The 14,884-nt window shown below is 37.9% G+C and carries 12 protein-coding genes; 4 read left to right on the top strand and 8 right to left on the bottom strand.

The window, feature by feature from the left end; genetic code table 11:
* Positions 1 to 17: 17 nt before the first annotated feature.
* From ANA7108_RS0116530 to ANA7108_RS0116515, 4 genes are all read right to left on the bottom strand, one after another.
* The gene (locus tag ANA7108_RS0116530) at positions 18 to 1,145 is read right to left on the bottom strand and encodes a glycosyltransferase family 4 protein (protein ID WP_016951914.1); all 1,128 of its coding nucleotides are present in this window, start codon (positions 1,143 to 1,145) and stop codon (positions 18 to 20) included.
* Positions 1,142 to 2,353: a glycosyltransferase gene (locus tag ANA7108_RS0116525; protein ID WP_016951913.1), complete on the bottom strand. Its 1,212-nt coding sequence runs from the start codon at positions 2,351 to 2,353 to the stop codon at positions 1,142 to 1,144. Before ANA7108_RS0116525 ends, ANA7108_RS0116530 begins: the two co-directional genes overlap by 4 nt.
* Before the next feature lie 252 nt (positions 2,354 to 2,605).
* Positions 2,606 to 4,189: a cyanoexosortase A system-associated protein gene (locus ANA7108_RS0116520; RefSeq protein WP_016951912.1), complete on the bottom strand. Its 1,584-nt coding sequence runs from the start codon at positions 4,187 to 4,189 to the stop codon at positions 2,606 to 2,608.
* A 15-nt stretch (positions 4,190 to 4,204) separates the two neighbouring features.
* Complete coding sequence (locus ANA7108_RS0116515; RefSeq protein WP_016951911.1) at positions 4,205 to 4,948, bottom strand: HpsJ family protein; 744 nt, start codon at positions 4,946 to 4,948, stop codon at positions 4,205 to 4,207.
* Between the two features lie 507 nt (positions 4,949 to 5,455).
* On the opposite strand from ANA7108_RS0116515, the gene ANA7108_RS0116510 reads away from it, so the two are divergent.
* Positions 5,456 to 7,546: a polysaccharide biosynthesis tyrosine autokinase gene (locus ANA7108_RS0116510; protein WP_016951910.1), complete on the top strand. Its 2,091-nt coding sequence runs from the start codon at positions 5,456 to 5,458 to the stop codon at positions 7,544 to 7,546.
* Positions 7,547 to 7,621: 75 nt separating this feature from the next.
* Here ANA7108_RS0116510 and ANA7108_RS0116505 read toward each other — a convergent pair whose 3' ends face one another.
* Both ANA7108_RS0116505 and ANA7108_RS0116500 read right to left on the bottom strand, forming a co-directional pair.
* Complete coding sequence (locus ANA7108_RS0116505; RefSeq protein ID WP_016951909.1) at positions 7,622 to 8,803, bottom strand: glycosyltransferase family 4 protein; 1,182 nt, start codon at positions 8,801 to 8,803, stop codon at positions 7,622 to 7,624.
* Entirely contained in the window at positions 8,800 to 9,960 is a 1,161-nt protein-coding gene (locus ANA7108_RS0116500) for a glycosyltransferase (RefSeq protein ID WP_016951908.1), read from the bottom strand. Before ANA7108_RS0116500 ends, ANA7108_RS0116505 begins: the two co-directional genes overlap by 4 nt.
* Positions 9,961 to 10,109: 149 nt before the next feature.
* Here ANA7108_RS0116500 and ANA7108_RS0116495 point away from each other — a divergent pair, with 149 nt between their 5' ends.
* A complete protein-coding gene (locus ANA7108_RS0116495) occupies positions 10,110 to 10,730 on the top strand; it encodes a class I SAM-dependent methyltransferase (protein ID WP_016951907.1) in 621 nt (206 codons plus the stop codon).
* Here the strand turns inward: ANA7108_RS0116495 and ANA7108_RS0116490 are convergent.
* Positions 10,722 to 11,873 carry a glycosyltransferase family 4 protein gene (locus tag ANA7108_RS0116490; protein WP_016951906.1) on the bottom strand — a complete coding sequence of 384 codons (1,152 nt, stop codon included), beginning with the start codon at positions 11,871 to 11,873 and terminating at the stop codon, positions 10,722 to 10,724. The two genes, ANA7108_RS0116495 and ANA7108_RS0116490, sit on opposite strands and share 9 nt — an antisense overlap.
* Positions 11,874 to 12,004: 131 nt before the next feature.
* On the opposite strand from ANA7108_RS0116490, the gene ANA7108_RS0116485 reads away from it, so the two are divergent.
* Positions 12,005 to 13,084, top strand: a complete 1,080-nt coding sequence (locus ANA7108_RS0116485) for a hypothetical protein (protein ID WP_016951905.1) — start codon at positions 12,005 to 12,007, stop codon at positions 13,082 to 13,084.
* A 32-nt stretch (positions 13,085 to 13,116) separates the two neighbouring features.
* On the top strand, positions 13,117 to 13,788 hold the full coding sequence (locus ANA7108_RS0116480; RefSeq protein WP_016951904.1) for a hypothetical protein: 672 nt from the start codon (positions 13,117 to 13,119) through the stop codon (positions 13,786 to 13,788).
* On the opposite strand, the gene ANA7108_RS0116475 is transcribed toward ANA7108_RS0116480, so the two are convergent.
* A complete protein-coding gene (locus ANA7108_RS0116475; protein WP_016951903.1) occupies positions 13,785 to 14,810 on the bottom strand; it encodes a GGDEF domain-containing protein in 1,026 nt (341 codons plus the stop codon). The genes ANA7108_RS0116480 and ANA7108_RS0116475 overlap by 4 nt on opposite strands.
* Positions 14,811 to 14,884: the final 74 nt, after the last annotated feature.

Below are 14,884 nucleotides of genomic sequence, written 5' to 3'. Positions count from 1 at the left end.
ACAAACATCTAATAAAATCATGCTACAGATGCTTTTTCAACAAGTTGAGAAAGCAAACTATAAAGCCGATTTATTTGCTGTTGCGGATTGCAAAGATACTCCGCCCGTTGTTTTCCTCCAGATGCTAAAGAAGCTCTTTTACCAGGATTAGAAATCAATATTCTTAAAGTTTTACTCAAAGCATCAATATCATTAGCTGCAACCAAATGCCCACAGGAATGATCAATAATTTCCATACCACCACCTATAGCTGTTGTCACCACCGGCAAACCTGCATAAAGAGCTTCTATAAAAGCAATACCAAATGTTTCTGGTTTAGTATTAGGTTGACAATGAATATCAGCAGCAGCTAACAAGCTCGGTATATCAGATCGTTGTCCTAGAAATAATACACGTTCGGCAATACCTAATTCCTGTACTTGTGCCTCCAGTTCTTCTAGATATTTAGTCTCATGGGAGCGTTGTACTCCCCCAGCTATCCAACATATCCAACCGGGGATGTCGCGTAACTCCCCCAAAGCGGAGATTAACACATTTTGTCCTTTCAAACGTTCCAGACGCGATACCTGAATAATAACTACTGCATCATCGGAGGTATTAAGTTCTGCTCTAATCTCATGGCGAACTGATGTATGATTGCCAATATTTGGAGAAGTTACAGGTAGATAAAGAGTATCACTGCGAGTTTGAGGATAGAGTTTTGGTATGGCTGTTTGGGTATAACGACTATTAGCAATTACCAAATCTGGAGGGACTAACTTTGCCCAACGTTCCAGAGGGTGTTCACCATTAGGCACATCATGACACCAAAAGACTAATGGTAAATTGTTAGCTCGGACAACTGAGCCAAAAATAGCTTGCGGCCAGCAAGAATGACAAATAACTAGATCAAATCCCTCTTGCTTCAATAGTTGTTGGAGTTGCTGCCTAGCTTTCCACACTGTCCAAGGACGACTTATTCGGACTTTACCTAACAGATGCACCTTTGCACCTAAATTTCGCAATTCCTTGGCCAATCTCCCCTCAAAGCATAGTGCAAAGTGATGTTGCATCTGTGAACATAAACTTTGTTCCTTTGCTAATGTCACCAGCAGCGTTTCTATCCCACCAAACAGATTGCCTGCATAAACGTGCAATATTTTCATAACAGATTCGCTGGTTTTGGTATAATTCCATATCTGCGTTCTTGATTCAAAACTCGTTCATAGAATTTAAAGCTGCGTTGCGCCATAGTTGTATGGTTAAAGTATTCGGCTCGTTTACGGCTGGCTGCGGCGAGTCGCTGATGCAACCCAGGTTCAGAAAGCAAACGTTGTGAAGCTTCAGCCAAAGCTACTGGATTGTTAATTGGTACAGTCAGACCTTCTTGTTCATGACGGCTGACCCAAGGTACACCACTACAGATAATATTGGCATTAATTACCGGACAGCCACTAGCCATTGCTTCTACTTGGACTAACCCAAAACCCTCGCTACGAACATTAGAAGGAAACCAAAGACTAGTTGCTGCATGATAAGCACCAACGAGTTCATCATCGTTCACGCGACCTAACCAAACAATGCGCTTGTCTACTCCTAGTTTTTTGGCCAGGGTTTTTAGTTCTTGTTCTAAAGAACCAACACCAATTATTACCAGTGTTCCTGTCACCATGCTTAGAGCTTCAATTGCTACGTGCAATGCTTTGTAATAGACTAATCTACCAACTGCCAACCAAATTGGTCCTGGATATTTTTTCTTGAGGTTGTGACTAAATGCGATCGCTCTTTTATTAGGTTGAGTATAATTATTAGCATCTAAACCAAGTGGTAAATAACTCAATTTATCACGATAAGAACGTAAAAATTTTGAGCCTTGAATATATGGAGAACTCGTAGTTAAAACCTGCGAACTCTTACTGTAAACTAGGTGTTCAAATGGACGCAATCCATACTTCAAAATTTTTTGCTTAATAACATCGCTGTGATGGGTAATTACTAAGGGTGAGTGATGATGAAGCATTGTTAAAGCCATCAGCATTGTCGGATTAGGCGTATGCAGATGTATTAATGTATTCCTATCTTTAACTACTTGACATAACTTGCTAGGCAGTTCTGGACAGACATCAAATCTTGCCAATGATACAAGCCTACCCATGCGAGTAACACTGACATTTCCGTCCATTTCTTTAATCGTCTGGGTTGTTCTCGATAAACGTCCTTGTTCATCAAAAGCATTGACACAAACTACATGAACTTCTGCACCTAAAGCGGCCTGAGTTTGAGCTAAAGTTTGTACGTGTGTTTCTATCCCCCCTCGGTCTGGAGGATAATATTTAGACAAATGGATAATTCTATAATTTGATATTTTCGACATGGTTTATAAGAAGAAAATCAAAACATCTGATTAATCAAGGAAAAACTATTAAGAGTCACTCTAACTAAATCTAAAGAAACTCATTGTTACTCTTCTGTGTTTGCTTAAATTCTTCCCTGAGCGGCTAGTCTATGTACTAAAAACATGAATAATAGTGTCGTACCTTCATAAAGTACTTACTTTCTACCCTGAATGTTATGCATGTTGATTAGACATCCTGGCAAATGGACTAGCCTAATATAAGTGAGATGCTCAGTATTTTTTCGTAAAGAGTGATTGCCAGGTACTGTAGTTATCGTCCCATATCGATTCTAACACCGTATAAATTTCAGTGGCAAGTGACCCATTCAAGGGAATAGATAATTGAGTCCATATACAGCGGTCGTCTCTGATCACATCCTGTCCAAAAACCCAAGGTAATAATCGATTCAAGGTAACATCGTATTTATATCGATTTTGCATAAATTGAGATGAAGTCAAAGTACTACCTCCACGGGGATTAATACAAGCTGTCAGATAAGCTTGTTGCCCGTCACTATAGAGTGCATAATGGCTAACTCGTGTTTGCTGTCCAAGGTCGTTTTGTTTATACTTAACTAAGTCTGGACTTATGTTAAGCAGAAATGGGTTTGGTTCACCTCTGGTATTGATTACATAACGCATTTGCAATTCTAACTTCTGACTATTTTTGAGATAACTATAGTCTTGTGAAAAGTCCATTAATACAAAGTTATCAGTCAGCGGATTCTTATATTTTTGCTGACCCAGAGAGTTAACTTTGACTTGCTTCCAACTATTCAGAGAAATTTTATCTGGAAAAATATCAGTACTGATGGGTCTTCTAGTGGCTATTAAATAGATAGCAGTCAATATAATTCCCACCCAGGTAGCAGCAAGCAAAAAGCGCCTCTTTAGCTCTAGAGTGACTGTGGTAGTTGATAATGAGGTTTCTGTAGAAGCTAAAAATTCCACTGGCATTATCCAATTACATAAGGCTGCAAAGGTAATAGTTGCAAATCCCATAAAAATTGTTCCCCCAGACTGTTCGTGCCAATATTCAAACAGATTCTGGTTGTTAACTACTACAGCTAATAAAGCAACGCGAATACAGCCAACTAAAAATCCCGTAGCCACAGCAGATATAACTAATGCCCATCTCTGTTTCCAAGTTAAGGAAACAACCACTACTATAATCAGTAGAGTTAGCTGTAGTAACCACAAAATTAACTTTCCACCGGTGCAGGCATAAAGAACTTCTACTTGACCTGTAGGCAGTTTTACCAAAGTTCCAGAATGAGTAGCACCAAAACCTAGATAGTGGAGTAAGAAAGCGGATATGGTCGCAGTTACTTCATTAAAATGTAACCGAGAATCAAAAATTCCATTGATAAAATTAAATGGAAAAAGCATTAAGCACAATAATAAAAATAAGCGCCAATAATGCCTGATTTCTGAAAAGCCAAAAGATAGTAAACCTAAACCCAAGCCAGCAAAAATCGGTCCAAATCTAAATAATATTAGGTCTAAATGCCATAAATTTAGAGGTCTAATTATCACTACAAATAGCAATCCTAAACCGAAGTAGCTAGAGAACAATGTTGGAGTTTTCTCTTGTCGCTGATTTTGCCAAAGTAAATATAAAATTCCTCCCCAGTAAATTGCATAAAATGTAATTTCCTCACTTTCAAGTGGATGATTTCTAATTATGTTTAAATGCAAAACAGCCAATGTTGTAAAAATTCCCAGCAAGTAAAATTTCTGGGTTTGAATTAAGGGTTTAAATCGCAGCAAAAATGCTTCTTTTACTTGATCTATTTTCTGGCTACTGATGAACATTTTTATCTTCCATTCTTATCCAATATTTTTATCGATAATGCGCGTCCAACGAGTCATATTCCAGAACATAATCAAGCAAATACCTGAGATTATTGTTCCTAGATTGATTCTCACCGCACTTTTAATTAAATTTTTAATCTGTTCTCGCTTGGCAGCGTTAGCAGTAGCAATGGAATTTTGGGCAACTGTTTGAATTTGTTGAGATATTTGATTTTTTAATTCTTGAGGAGATTTACTAGCTCCGCCTTGATTAGGCAGATTTAAAATTCTGGCTAAGTTATTTAATTCTTGGGGAGAGTTAGTTGTCTTGAGTTTTTCAGTTATTTTTTGCAGTTGCTCTTGTTGTTGACCTTGTTGAGTGATAAATTGATTATTAATATTTCTGTAGAGTGTGAGGCTATTATTAATTCCTAAAGGCAGCATCAGCAGATAAAATATTCCAATTGTTAAACTAACCCAAGATAAAAGTTTAAGAATTGGTAGTTGTTTTGGTTGCAGGATACTACCTTTGTTATGCAAAAATATAAATGTTAATCCCAGTAAGATAGACCAGACGTGATCTACCATTTGTCCAATAGCTTGTAATTCCCAACCCGGATCTGTTAAGCGTGGAGGTATCAAGATAGCCAGGTAGTCAATGAGAGAAAAGATCAGCAGAATATAGCCGAGCAACCTTAGTAAGGAGAAAGACATATTCTCAATACTGTCTGTTATTTCTATGGGCTTTTTTGGTAGTCTTTCTTGTTTCTGTTTTGTCATTTTTTGTGGTTGATAGTATAACTTCTGTGTTTAGAGGAGATATCTAAAGAGCTAAAAAGATTATGGTGATTAGTTTCTGACTATAATTTAAACACTTGATTAATGTTTTTAATTTTACATTGAAGACAATCCCTGTCAATGCTCTTTATATAAAATTTACGTATTTATCCTGATAATAAAGATATAGTTCACAAATTCCTGCTTAAATCCTGTTGTAAATTTTAATAGAGCTTTGATAGAACAATATTCATCAGTGTATTGACAAATACATTGATTTTAGGCAAACTAAACTTCTATTCAATAAGATGTTTTTATTGTAAAAATGTTACATTTTTTACTCAACTTCGCTTTTGGTGTAAATTTTGGGATAACTTGACCTAAGTAAAAACACTTTCTCACGACGAAAATGCAGCATACAACCCTATAAAAGACAGTTTTTGCTGAGTTAAGAAGAACACAAAAATCAAAATCTGAGAACCAAAAAAATCAAAATAGATAGAGGAGAATATGGAAGAATATTTGCGCTATTGGTCAATACTTAAGCGACGTTGGTTGCCTACTTCTATAGTTTTTATAAGTCTTTTAGCATTGAGTATAGTAAAAACTGTACTAGAAACGCCCATTTATCAGGCAGGAGGTCAGTTGGTACTGAAAAAGAACTCTACCTCTTCGCTGACAGGAGTGGGGAACCAATTAGGACAATTGGAGAGTTCAGTTAGTGGTAGACCATTAGGAACAGAGGTAGCTGTTTTGCGTTCACTACCCTTAGCTGAAAAGACAATCAATACCCTTGGCCTCAATATCAACCCTCTAGTGTTTTTAAAAGACCTGGAAGTCAAAAATATTGACAACACAGATATTCTGGAACTGTATTACACAAGCACAGATCCCAGAACAGCTGCTTCAATTGTCAATACATTAATGAAAGTCTATATCGAAAATGATATTGATGCGAACCGCGCTCAAACCAGGTCTGCTAGAGACTTTATTGCCCAACAGTTGCCCTTGAGGAAAGCTGCCTTACAAGCTTCTGAACGTAAACTACAATTTTTTAAACAGCGGAATAGAGTTTTAGACTTGAAAGCAGAAGCCTCAGCTAGTGTGGCAATTTTGACTGAATTAGATAGACAAGTAGCTGCAACTAGATCCGATTTATCTTCGCAAACAGCCCGTATGCAATCAATCCAAAAACTCTTTGGTGTTAGTTCCCAAGAGGCTGTAGTTGCAGGTTTTGTGGGTGAATCGCCATCAACAGTCTCAGTTCTGGGACAGCTGCAAAATATCCAGCAAAAAATACAAGTTACAGGTTTGCGCTTGACTGATACTCATCCCACCATGATTGACCTTAAGGATGAAGAAGCGATTCTCAAAAAAGAACTGAAGAAGCGAATAGAACAAAGCTTTATAGGTAAAGCAGGGCGTTTGAATCAAACCCTAGAACCTGACAAAATCGTTCAACTTAGAGGTCAAGGTTTACAACAAGGGATTCTGGGTAACTATGCCAGTGTTGAAGCAGAACGTTTGAGTTTGCAGGTACGACTAAAATCGTTAGCTGGGGTCATTGAATCTTACAGACAAAGGGCTAATACTTTACCGCAATTAGAATTGCAGCAACGCCAGTTAGAACGGGAAATATCTGCCACTGATTTGAGCTATCAAGGACTTCTGGCTCGGTATCAAGAATTGCAAGTGGCTGAAAATCTACAAGTTAGTAACGCCAGGATTGTTACACCTGCCTTAATTCCCGGAGTACCAATTAGAAGCCGTCAGTATATAAATTTACTGCAAGGATTAATTGGTGGGATTGTTTTGGGGGTAGCTACTGCCTTTGTTTTAGAAAGATTAGACAAGACTATCAAAACCTCCAAATCTGCCAAAGACTTATTGGGTTACAACTTACTGGGCTATATTCCACCTTTTCCCAACGGCAATTTTATCCCTGAAGTAATTGTTAAAAATCAACCAGATTCTCCTGTTAGTGAAGCTTTTCGGATGCTGCAAACTAACTTGAGATTTTTTAATTCAGAACAATCAATTAAGGTGATTGTAGTTTCCAGTTCTGTTCCCAAAGAAGGTAAATCAACTATTTCTGCCAATTTAGCTTTCTCTATATCTCAATTAGGGCGCAATGTATTACTAGTAGATGCTGATTTACGTAATCCTAGCCAACACAAAATTTGGGAAATTCCCAATGAAGTAGGTTTAAGCAACGTTCTTAAACGTCAATTGGATTTAGACCGGGCTGTGACTCAAATTTCTCCTAATTTAGAAGTTCTCACGGCTGGGGAACTTAATCAAAATCCAGCTTCACTACTTGATTCTAGTCAAATGGCTGTGTTTGTGGCACAAATCGCCCAAAAATATGATTTTGTGATCATTGATACTTCACCATTAACTGTAGCTGCGGATGCAACGATTTTAGGAAAACTTGTGAATGGAATTTTGTTTGTAGTCCGTCCAGGTGTAGCTGATTCTAATAGTGTTTCTCTCTCTAAAGAAATGTTGGAGAAAGCTGACCAAAATGTTTTAGGTGTAGCTATGAATGGTGTCAATGCTAATCAGCCAGATTCTAGTTATTATGCAGTTAGTAGAGCTTGAGTTGTAGAGTTTGATAATTAAATTATCTCTAACAAAAAATGTAGATACTTTGCCTGCAACGTCTAATAATCAGTGTTATGTATTCATTTCATAGACTTTCATGAGTTGCTCACCTAAACGTTCGTGACTGAATTTCTTTATGACTGTATGCCTCGCATTTTCTGATAGAAGTTGACGTTTTTCTGGGTTGTTTAGTAAATCTAAAATAGCTGCTACTAAAGCATTTGGTTCTCCAGGTGGGACACCAACTGCATCATAGTTATGAGTAAATAACTCAGCAGCACCACCTGCTTGGGATACTATTACTGGTTTACCACAAGCCATTGCTTCGATTATTGCTAAACCAAATGGTTCTGGTTGCGTACTGGCATGAACGACAATATCTAAAGTGCGGTAAATTTCGGCTATATCTTCTTGAAAGCCGAGAAAATCAACTTTGTCTATAATGTCTAAATGTGCAGCTTTGTCTTTTAATTCTTGTTCTGAAAATTGAGAACCACGAGTTTTATAAATTGCTCCCCCAACAATACAGAAACGGACATTTAAATGTGGATGCTTTTTGATAATTTCTGATGCTGCTTCTAGAAAAATATCATGCCCTTTCCAACGTGCAAAAGTTGCAACTAGTCCCACCCGCAGGGGAAGATGAGAAGTTGGGAAATTAGGATAAAAGTAATTGATATCTACGGCATTATAAATTACTTCTATTGGTAAGTTTGGGATTGTGGAATGAGCATCTTGGGCGACAGCTTGGGAAATAGCAATTCCCTGTTTAGCACTATAGCTTACCCATTTTAAAACCTGTGCCATGAATGGGCGTGAGCCATAGAAGTCATGAATGTGCCAAACTACAGGTATACTCTTAACTCCAGCCAATGCAGTTAGTAGATGAGTTTTAATGCCGTTGGAGTGAATTAAGTCTGGTTTGAGTTCACAGAGCGATCGCTTGAATTCTCCTAGATATGTACCGATACTTGGTAAAATTTTTACTAGTCTTAATAGTAATGTCAATCCTGCTAAGGCTTTATTACTACCTTTGAAAGCGCTGTCACCCAGTTGATTAAATTCTTCTGGTAGCTGTAATAATGTGACTTGCACTCCCAATTTTTCGGCTTGTTCTATCAATAGTCCATCAGTACCTACAATTAGATGTAATTGAATATCTGGCTTTGTATTTAAAAGTGCAGCAAAAATAGTTAGTAAAACTCTCTCAGCACCACCAATTGCTCCCACTGGGTTAACAAATACAATTTTCATATATTTTCAACACCCGCTAACTTGATATAAGATTGGGCAATAATCTGGGCGTGATTAGACCAAGAATATCTCTGCGCTTGATTGAGACGGATATTAATCACAGGTGCGCTAGTTGGGTTTGATAATAGTTGCACTATCTTTTCTACCCACGCTGATACATCTCCAGTCGGGCAGTATATCACACCCTGTCCGCCTACCTCCCGCAACACAGGAATATCACTAGCAACTACTATCGCCCCACAAGCTAAGGCTTCAATCACAGGTAATCCAAAACCTTCTGCTTCACTTGTTAATAACACTGCTGAGGCTCGTTGATAAAGGGCTGCTATGGTGGAGCGTTGTAAACCGTGGAGGTGAATTATCGACTTACTGATATTCAATTGAGCAATTTGCTCTTGTTGGCTTTGTGTCCATTCACCACTGACTTTAACTAGTTGCAACTCTGGATGAGTAACCTTGACTCGTGCAAATACTTCTAATAGAATATCAATGCGTTTACGTGGAATGCAACTACCAACGTGCAGAAGAAAAGGTGCAGTACCTATTTTTGCTATTTCTAATCTTTCTTGGTTACTATTACTTACTTTCTCAGTATTAATACTAAATTCCGAGGCAATACCTAAAGGAGCAGAAATCAGCCGGGATGGTTTTACGAGTTGGTAATGCTCAATTTGTTTTCTAACCTCTGCGGTAGAATAAAATACAATAGCACAGGACTGTAACCCGTCTAAAATTCTCTGAGACATGGCTTGATACCAAGCTGGTCTGGGTTCTCTTTCTGGATCTAGAAGCGAGCGAAAGGCATCAAGATCATGACAATACACTCCCGTCCTTTCTGGAGGTAAAACATGGGCTAAATGGGCGTAGGAGTGGTCAGCAATGTGATAAAAATCGAAATCTGTTACCTTTGGTTTGAGATACTGGGGATAGTCCCAAAATCGGTTAAGTAGACGGTCTGCATTATAGGCAAAATGCTGTTTACCAATCCAGGGAATTTGTTGACAACGACTTTTAAATTTGGGTAGAACTTCTATAGATTGAATAGATGTATTGTAATCTGTTTGCAATTGCTTAATTAGCATCTGAGCGCATAAATCCATGCTATGCCAATTTTCTTCTGAGTAATCGCGGATTACAGCGAGACGCATTGGAGTCATATGGTAAATATTCTCTAATTTTTCATGATTTAACTAAATAATTAATGATGATGGATAAGCCATGACAAAGTTCTACTTATTTTCTATGTAATTTTACATTATAAAAGTGTAAAATAAGGCTAATGTCTGAAAATGAATAGGAAGCTACAATGTTATTAATTTCACTAAAAAGCTTTTTTTTCTGGCTGCAACGACCTCAGTTAATAGTATATCGTGTCAGGTATTGGGTATGGGAAAAACTTCATCCAGATGAACCTTGGATGTGTCCAGGAACTGTAGAATTTTGTAGAAAACATCTTGCTGCTTCCATGTCAGTGCTTGAATTTGGCAGCGGACGGAGTTCAGTTTGGTTTGCTAGGCTGGTAAGCAAAATCACTAGTATAGAATCTGATGAAAATTGGTATAAAGTTGTAAAAAGCAAAATAGAAACAGAAAATATCACTAATATAAATTTGCGGCTGATTTTGTTGGATCATCCTGTGTCAGAACCCGAACAAGATAGTTATCAAATATGTCCTAGTTATGTGGCAGTTCTGGAGGAATTTGCAGATGAAAGTTTAGATTTAGTTATTGTTGATGGACACTACAGAACTAATTGTGCCAGAAAATGTTTAAAGAAGATTAAAGCTGGAGGATACTTGCTTATTGATGATACTAATCTGTGGAATTCATTAGAGGCTTTGAGTATTCCTCAAGATTGGAAAATTGTTGATCAATCGACTAATGGGATCAAGACTGCGGCTATTTGGCAAAAACCGTTGTTAACTTGATCTATTCTCTAACAATTCGTTAAAAAATAGCAAATGTTGTTGAGCAACAGATGACCAAGCGTATAATTTATGCGCCCTTTCTAAACCTTTTTGCGTTAGTTCTTGACGCATAGATGGACTATTAAGCAAGTCAGAAATAGCTTCAACCCAACCATTTTCATCTTTTTCGCCAACTACTACCCCTGCATCTTCAATCACATAAGGAATTTCGCCACTGTCACTACCAATTACGGGAACACCGCAAGCAAAAGCCTCAATTAGCATTCTTCCAAACTGTTCTCTCCAGTTAGGCATAGTTTGACTGGGAGCGACAAGTATATCCATAGCATTGAGATATTGAGGAACTTCATTATGTTTAACATCTGTGCAAATTTGCACCTGTTTAGGATAACGCTTTGCCCAAGTCTGCATTGATGATTCCATTACACCAGTACCAACGAATAAAGCTCGCCAAGGAGTTTCTAATCTATCCAAAACCTTCATCAGCAAATCTAATCCTTTATCAGGAACAAAACGTCCTAAATAACCAACAACAGGGATTTCTTGTGCTTCCCAGCCTAAAAACCGACGAATTTGGTATTTGGCATCAATAGAGGGGTAGAAATGGTTAATATCTACGCCAGGGGTAATCACTCGCATGGGATGTGAATAGCCAGGACGAGATTTTAAAGCTTCGGTAACGGTTTGTCCAAAAGCAATCCATCCTGTAGCACGACTCATAGCATATTGCTCAATCCAATTAAATGGGGGTGGATATTGCTTAGATTTGTTTTGAAATGTAGAGTAAACTAGTGGAGTTTTTTCTGTTTTCCACCAAGCAACCTGTGCGCCTGCAAATATATATGGCTCCTCCCAACAATGTATTAAATCCCATCTTTGCTGCATAATTTCCCGCAGTTGCCAACCATAGGTCATGATATGAATGCGTTGGCTATTATACACACTTACTGGTTCGAGATGACAAATTTCATTAGGATCTGTTTCTAGGTGCATGGGTCGCAAATCTCCGTGCATAAATGCCGGAGCCACTGCTGTTACTTCCCATTCATCCTGTCCCAAACGGGCTATTTCATTGACTAATCGGCGGTTGAGATTGACAACATAGGAGTGACCAATAGAGAGAATTTTGCGAGTATTTGGCATCGGTTAGCGAAGGGATTAATGGTATTGTTTATTTAATATCATTATCAGTACTTAAACCGAAAGTATGATATTTTGAGTTTTGTTGCCTAAAAAAAATTTAATATCGTGGTAAAAATTAGTATAGCTGGAGTATGGTAATTACTGTAATTGTTCCCCGTTTACCCCCTGCTGTTGATGGAGTGGGAGACTATGGCCTAAATTTGGCTAAACAAATGCGTCAAGATTGGGGAGTAGTAACAGAATTTATTATTGGAGATGCAAATTGGTCTGGTGAAGCGGTTGTAGAAGGATTTGCAGTTAAGCAGGTGGCTGATTGCTCCTATCCTGCTTTGTTAGAATTATTACCTCATCAACAGAACTCTGTACAAACTGTGCTGTTACATTATGTGGGCTATGGTTACGCAAAAAGAGGCTGTCCGGTTTGGTTGGTGGAAGGTTTAGAAAAGTGGCGAAAAAAGGGTAATAATCGCCGTTTCGTGACGATGTTTCACGAACTCTATGCTTTTGGTGCAATTTGGACTAGTCAGTTTTGGACATCACCACTGCAAAGAAATTTAGCTGCGCGTTTGGTTTGTTTGAGCGATCGCACTCTGACCAGTAAGCAAGGTTATGCTGATATAATCAGGAAATTCAGTCAGGGTAAGCATTTTGATATTCCGGCTTTACCAGTTTTTTCTAATGTGGGTGAACCTGAATATCTCACACCTTTGTCAGCACGTTCCCGGCGTTTGGTAGTTTTTGGTGGTGTCGGACCTCGTTCTCGTGTTTATCAGCAATCATTATTAGCATTAGAGCGGACTTGTCAAGAGTTGGAAATTGAGGAAATATTAGATATCGGTCCGCCGCTAAAATTTGCAATTGAGCCAGTGAATAATATCCCAGTTACTTGCTTGGGAGTTAAGTCTGCTCAAGAAATCAGCAGTTTATTATCAACTTCCTTGGTAGGGTTTTTTAATTACTCAACTGAATACTTGACAAAATCAACAATTTTTGCTGCTTACTGCGCTCACAAATTGTTGCCCATAGGAATATGGTATGAAGGTAAAAATGTAGATAGTCTAGAAGCAGGTAAACATTACTGGCTGGCGGATAAGTATCAAAATAGTATGAACTTATCAGTAGGACAGATAGTTGCAGATCATGCTTATGCTTGGTATCAAAACCACCGACTATCAGCCCAAGCCCAGACTTTTGTAAAGTATCTAAAATAAAGAAAGATTAATTTAAATTCACAAATCTGAAAATGAGCCAAACTGCAATCAATCTCATTGCTATTTCTGTCTTTCTCATGACTCTCTCAACTCTGTTAGGACCATTAATACATCTTTCGCCAACATTCCCCGCTTTAGCTACAGTGACGTTTTTAGGAATTGCAACTTTAGATAATTTCAGCTTTCAAGGAAAGGGAGGAACAATAGTATTAGATTGGTTAGCAAGATTTTCTCCAGAATATAAAGAGCGTATTCTACATCATGAAGCAGGTCATTTTCTCGTTGCTAATCTTTTAGAAATTCCTGTAACTGGCTATACTCTCAGCGCATGGGAAGCTTGGAAACAGGGACAACCAGGACAAGGTGGAATAACTTTAGAAGACGGGGAGTTAACAGCGCAAATAGAAAAAGGTCAAATTACCGCCCAAATGTTAGACCGTTATTGTACTATTTGGATGGCGGGAATTGCTGCGGAAACTTTGGTTTTTAACTCGGCTGAAGGTGGCAATGATGATAAAACTAAGTTAATTGAAGTTTTACAAGTTCTTGGGTTTTCGGAAGCAGGTTATCAGCAAAAACAACGGTTTCATCTTCTCCAATCTAAAAATCTGATTCAGGAAAATTGGGACAGTTATCAAGCTTTGGTGGCGGCCATGAAAAGACGGGCTACTGTGTCTGAATGTCAACGAGTGATTCTGAGTTAATAAGAAACAGAATTTAAATGAGAAATATGATGGTGTTCATCCCAACTTACCACTTTATTTCTACCAGTTTCTTTGGCTGCTAATAAGCATTGATCAGCACGATGTAATAAACTGATTCCAGTTTCATTATCTTCCGGTTCTAAAGTGGCTACACCTAAGCTGATAGTAATATTAATAGAGAGTTGATTATTAATCACAAATGAGCTTTCATCAACTACTCGATTGAGACGAACAGCGATATTTAGTGCTTCTTCTATGCTTGTATTAGTTAGCAAAACCACAAATTCTTCGCCTCCATAACGGAAGGCTATATCCTGTGAACGTAGATTGTTTTGCAAACGTTTACAAAGTAATTGTAATAAACGATCACCTACTAAATGCCCGTGAGTATCATTAACTTTTTTGAAAAAATCCACATCTAAGATAATTAGACTAAAGGGATCTTTTAAAGTTCTAGCTTGTTGAACTTGTCTAGGTAAGTCCCATTCTAAAGCCCGACGATTATTTAATTCTGTTAAGGAATCGGCTAGAGCAATTGCTGATAGTAAGGCATTTTTATCTAGTAAATCCCGGTATTTTTGTGCTTTCCGTAAACCCACCGTAAATTGAGCTATTATTATTTGATAATTAGCTGCAAAATTTGCTAAACTATATGTAGTTTGATTTTCAGGAATTTGCCAAACATAAGCATCCGCACCTTGTTCTAATGCAGCAGCATTTACTAATAATTCCCACTCCCAATTTTCCTGACTTTTCTGAGTAAGTAACTCAGGACGATCTTCAAACAAAATGCAGTAAACACAAGATAGCTTAGTTTGTTCTTTTAACCAAGAACATAATTCCATACTCCCTTCTAAACTTGCTTGTACCAAAATTATATCTATGGGCGTAATGTGAATGCACGACTGAGCCTGACTGAGACTGGTAACAATATCGATACTAAAGATATTTGTATCAAGAATCTGATCTGGTAGTGTAGCCAGAAAATTAGTACTTCCAAAAACCAAAATTGAACTTTTCATCGTTGTGCATTTGCCTTATTTCCAAGTCAAATATATAAATGATTACGAACATACTGCTTTGTACAACTATTTTT

The sequence above is a fragment of the Anabaena sp. PCC 7108 genome (assembly GCF_000332135.1).
In the GTDB taxonomy this organism is placed as follows: domain Bacteria; phylum Cyanobacteriota; class Cyanobacteriia; order Cyanobacteriales; family Nostocaceae; genus Anabaena.
The sequence above is the reverse complement of the archived record's forward strand: the minus strand, read 5'-3'. Positions and strand labels throughout refer to the sequence as shown.

Coding starts and splice junctions, on each gene's coding strand:
- ANA7108_RS0116530 (WP_016951914.1), bottom strand. CDS start 1,145: ATGAAAATATTGCACGTTTATGCAGGCAATCTGTTTGGTGGGATAGAA.
- ANA7108_RS0116525 (WP_016951913.1), bottom strand. CDS start 2,353: ATGTCGAAAATATCAAATTATAGAATTATCCATTTGTCTAAATATTAT.
- ANA7108_RS0116520 (WP_016951912.1), bottom strand. CDS start 4,189: ATGTTCATCAGTAGCCAGAAAATAGATCAAGTAAAAGAAGCATTTTTG.
- ANA7108_RS0116515 (WP_016951911.1), bottom strand. CDS start 4,948: ATGACAAAACAGAAACAAGAAAGACTACCAAAAAAGCCCATAGAAATA.
- ANA7108_RS0116510 (WP_016951910.1), top strand. CDS start 5,456: ATGGAAGAATATTTGCGCTATTGGTCAATACTTAAGCGACGTTGGTTG.
- ANA7108_RS0116505 (WP_016951909.1), bottom strand. CDS start 8,803: ATGAAAATTGTATTTGTTAACCCAGTGGGAGCAATTGGTGGTGCTGAG.
- ANA7108_RS0116500 (WP_016951908.1), bottom strand. CDS start 9,960: ATGACTCCAATGCGTCTCGCTGTAATCCGCGATTACTCAGAAGAAAAT.
- ANA7108_RS0116495 (WP_016951907.1), top strand. CDS start 10,110: ATGTTATTAATTTCACTAAAAAGCTTTTTTTTCTGGCTGCAACGACCT.
- ANA7108_RS0116490 (WP_016951906.1), bottom strand. CDS start 11,873: ATGCCAAATACTCGCAAAATTCTCTCTATTGGTCACTCCTATGTTGTC.
- ANA7108_RS0116485 (WP_016951905.1), top strand. CDS start 12,005: ATGGTAATTACTGTAATTGTTCCCCGTTTACCCCCTGCTGTTGATGGA.
- ANA7108_RS0116480 (WP_016951904.1), top strand. CDS start 13,117: ATGAGCCAAACTGCAATCAATCTCATTGCTATTTCTGTCTTTCTCATG.
- ANA7108_RS0116475 (WP_016951903.1), bottom strand. CDS start 14,810: ATGAAAAGTTCAATTTTGGTTTTTGGAAGTACTAATTTTCTGGCTACA.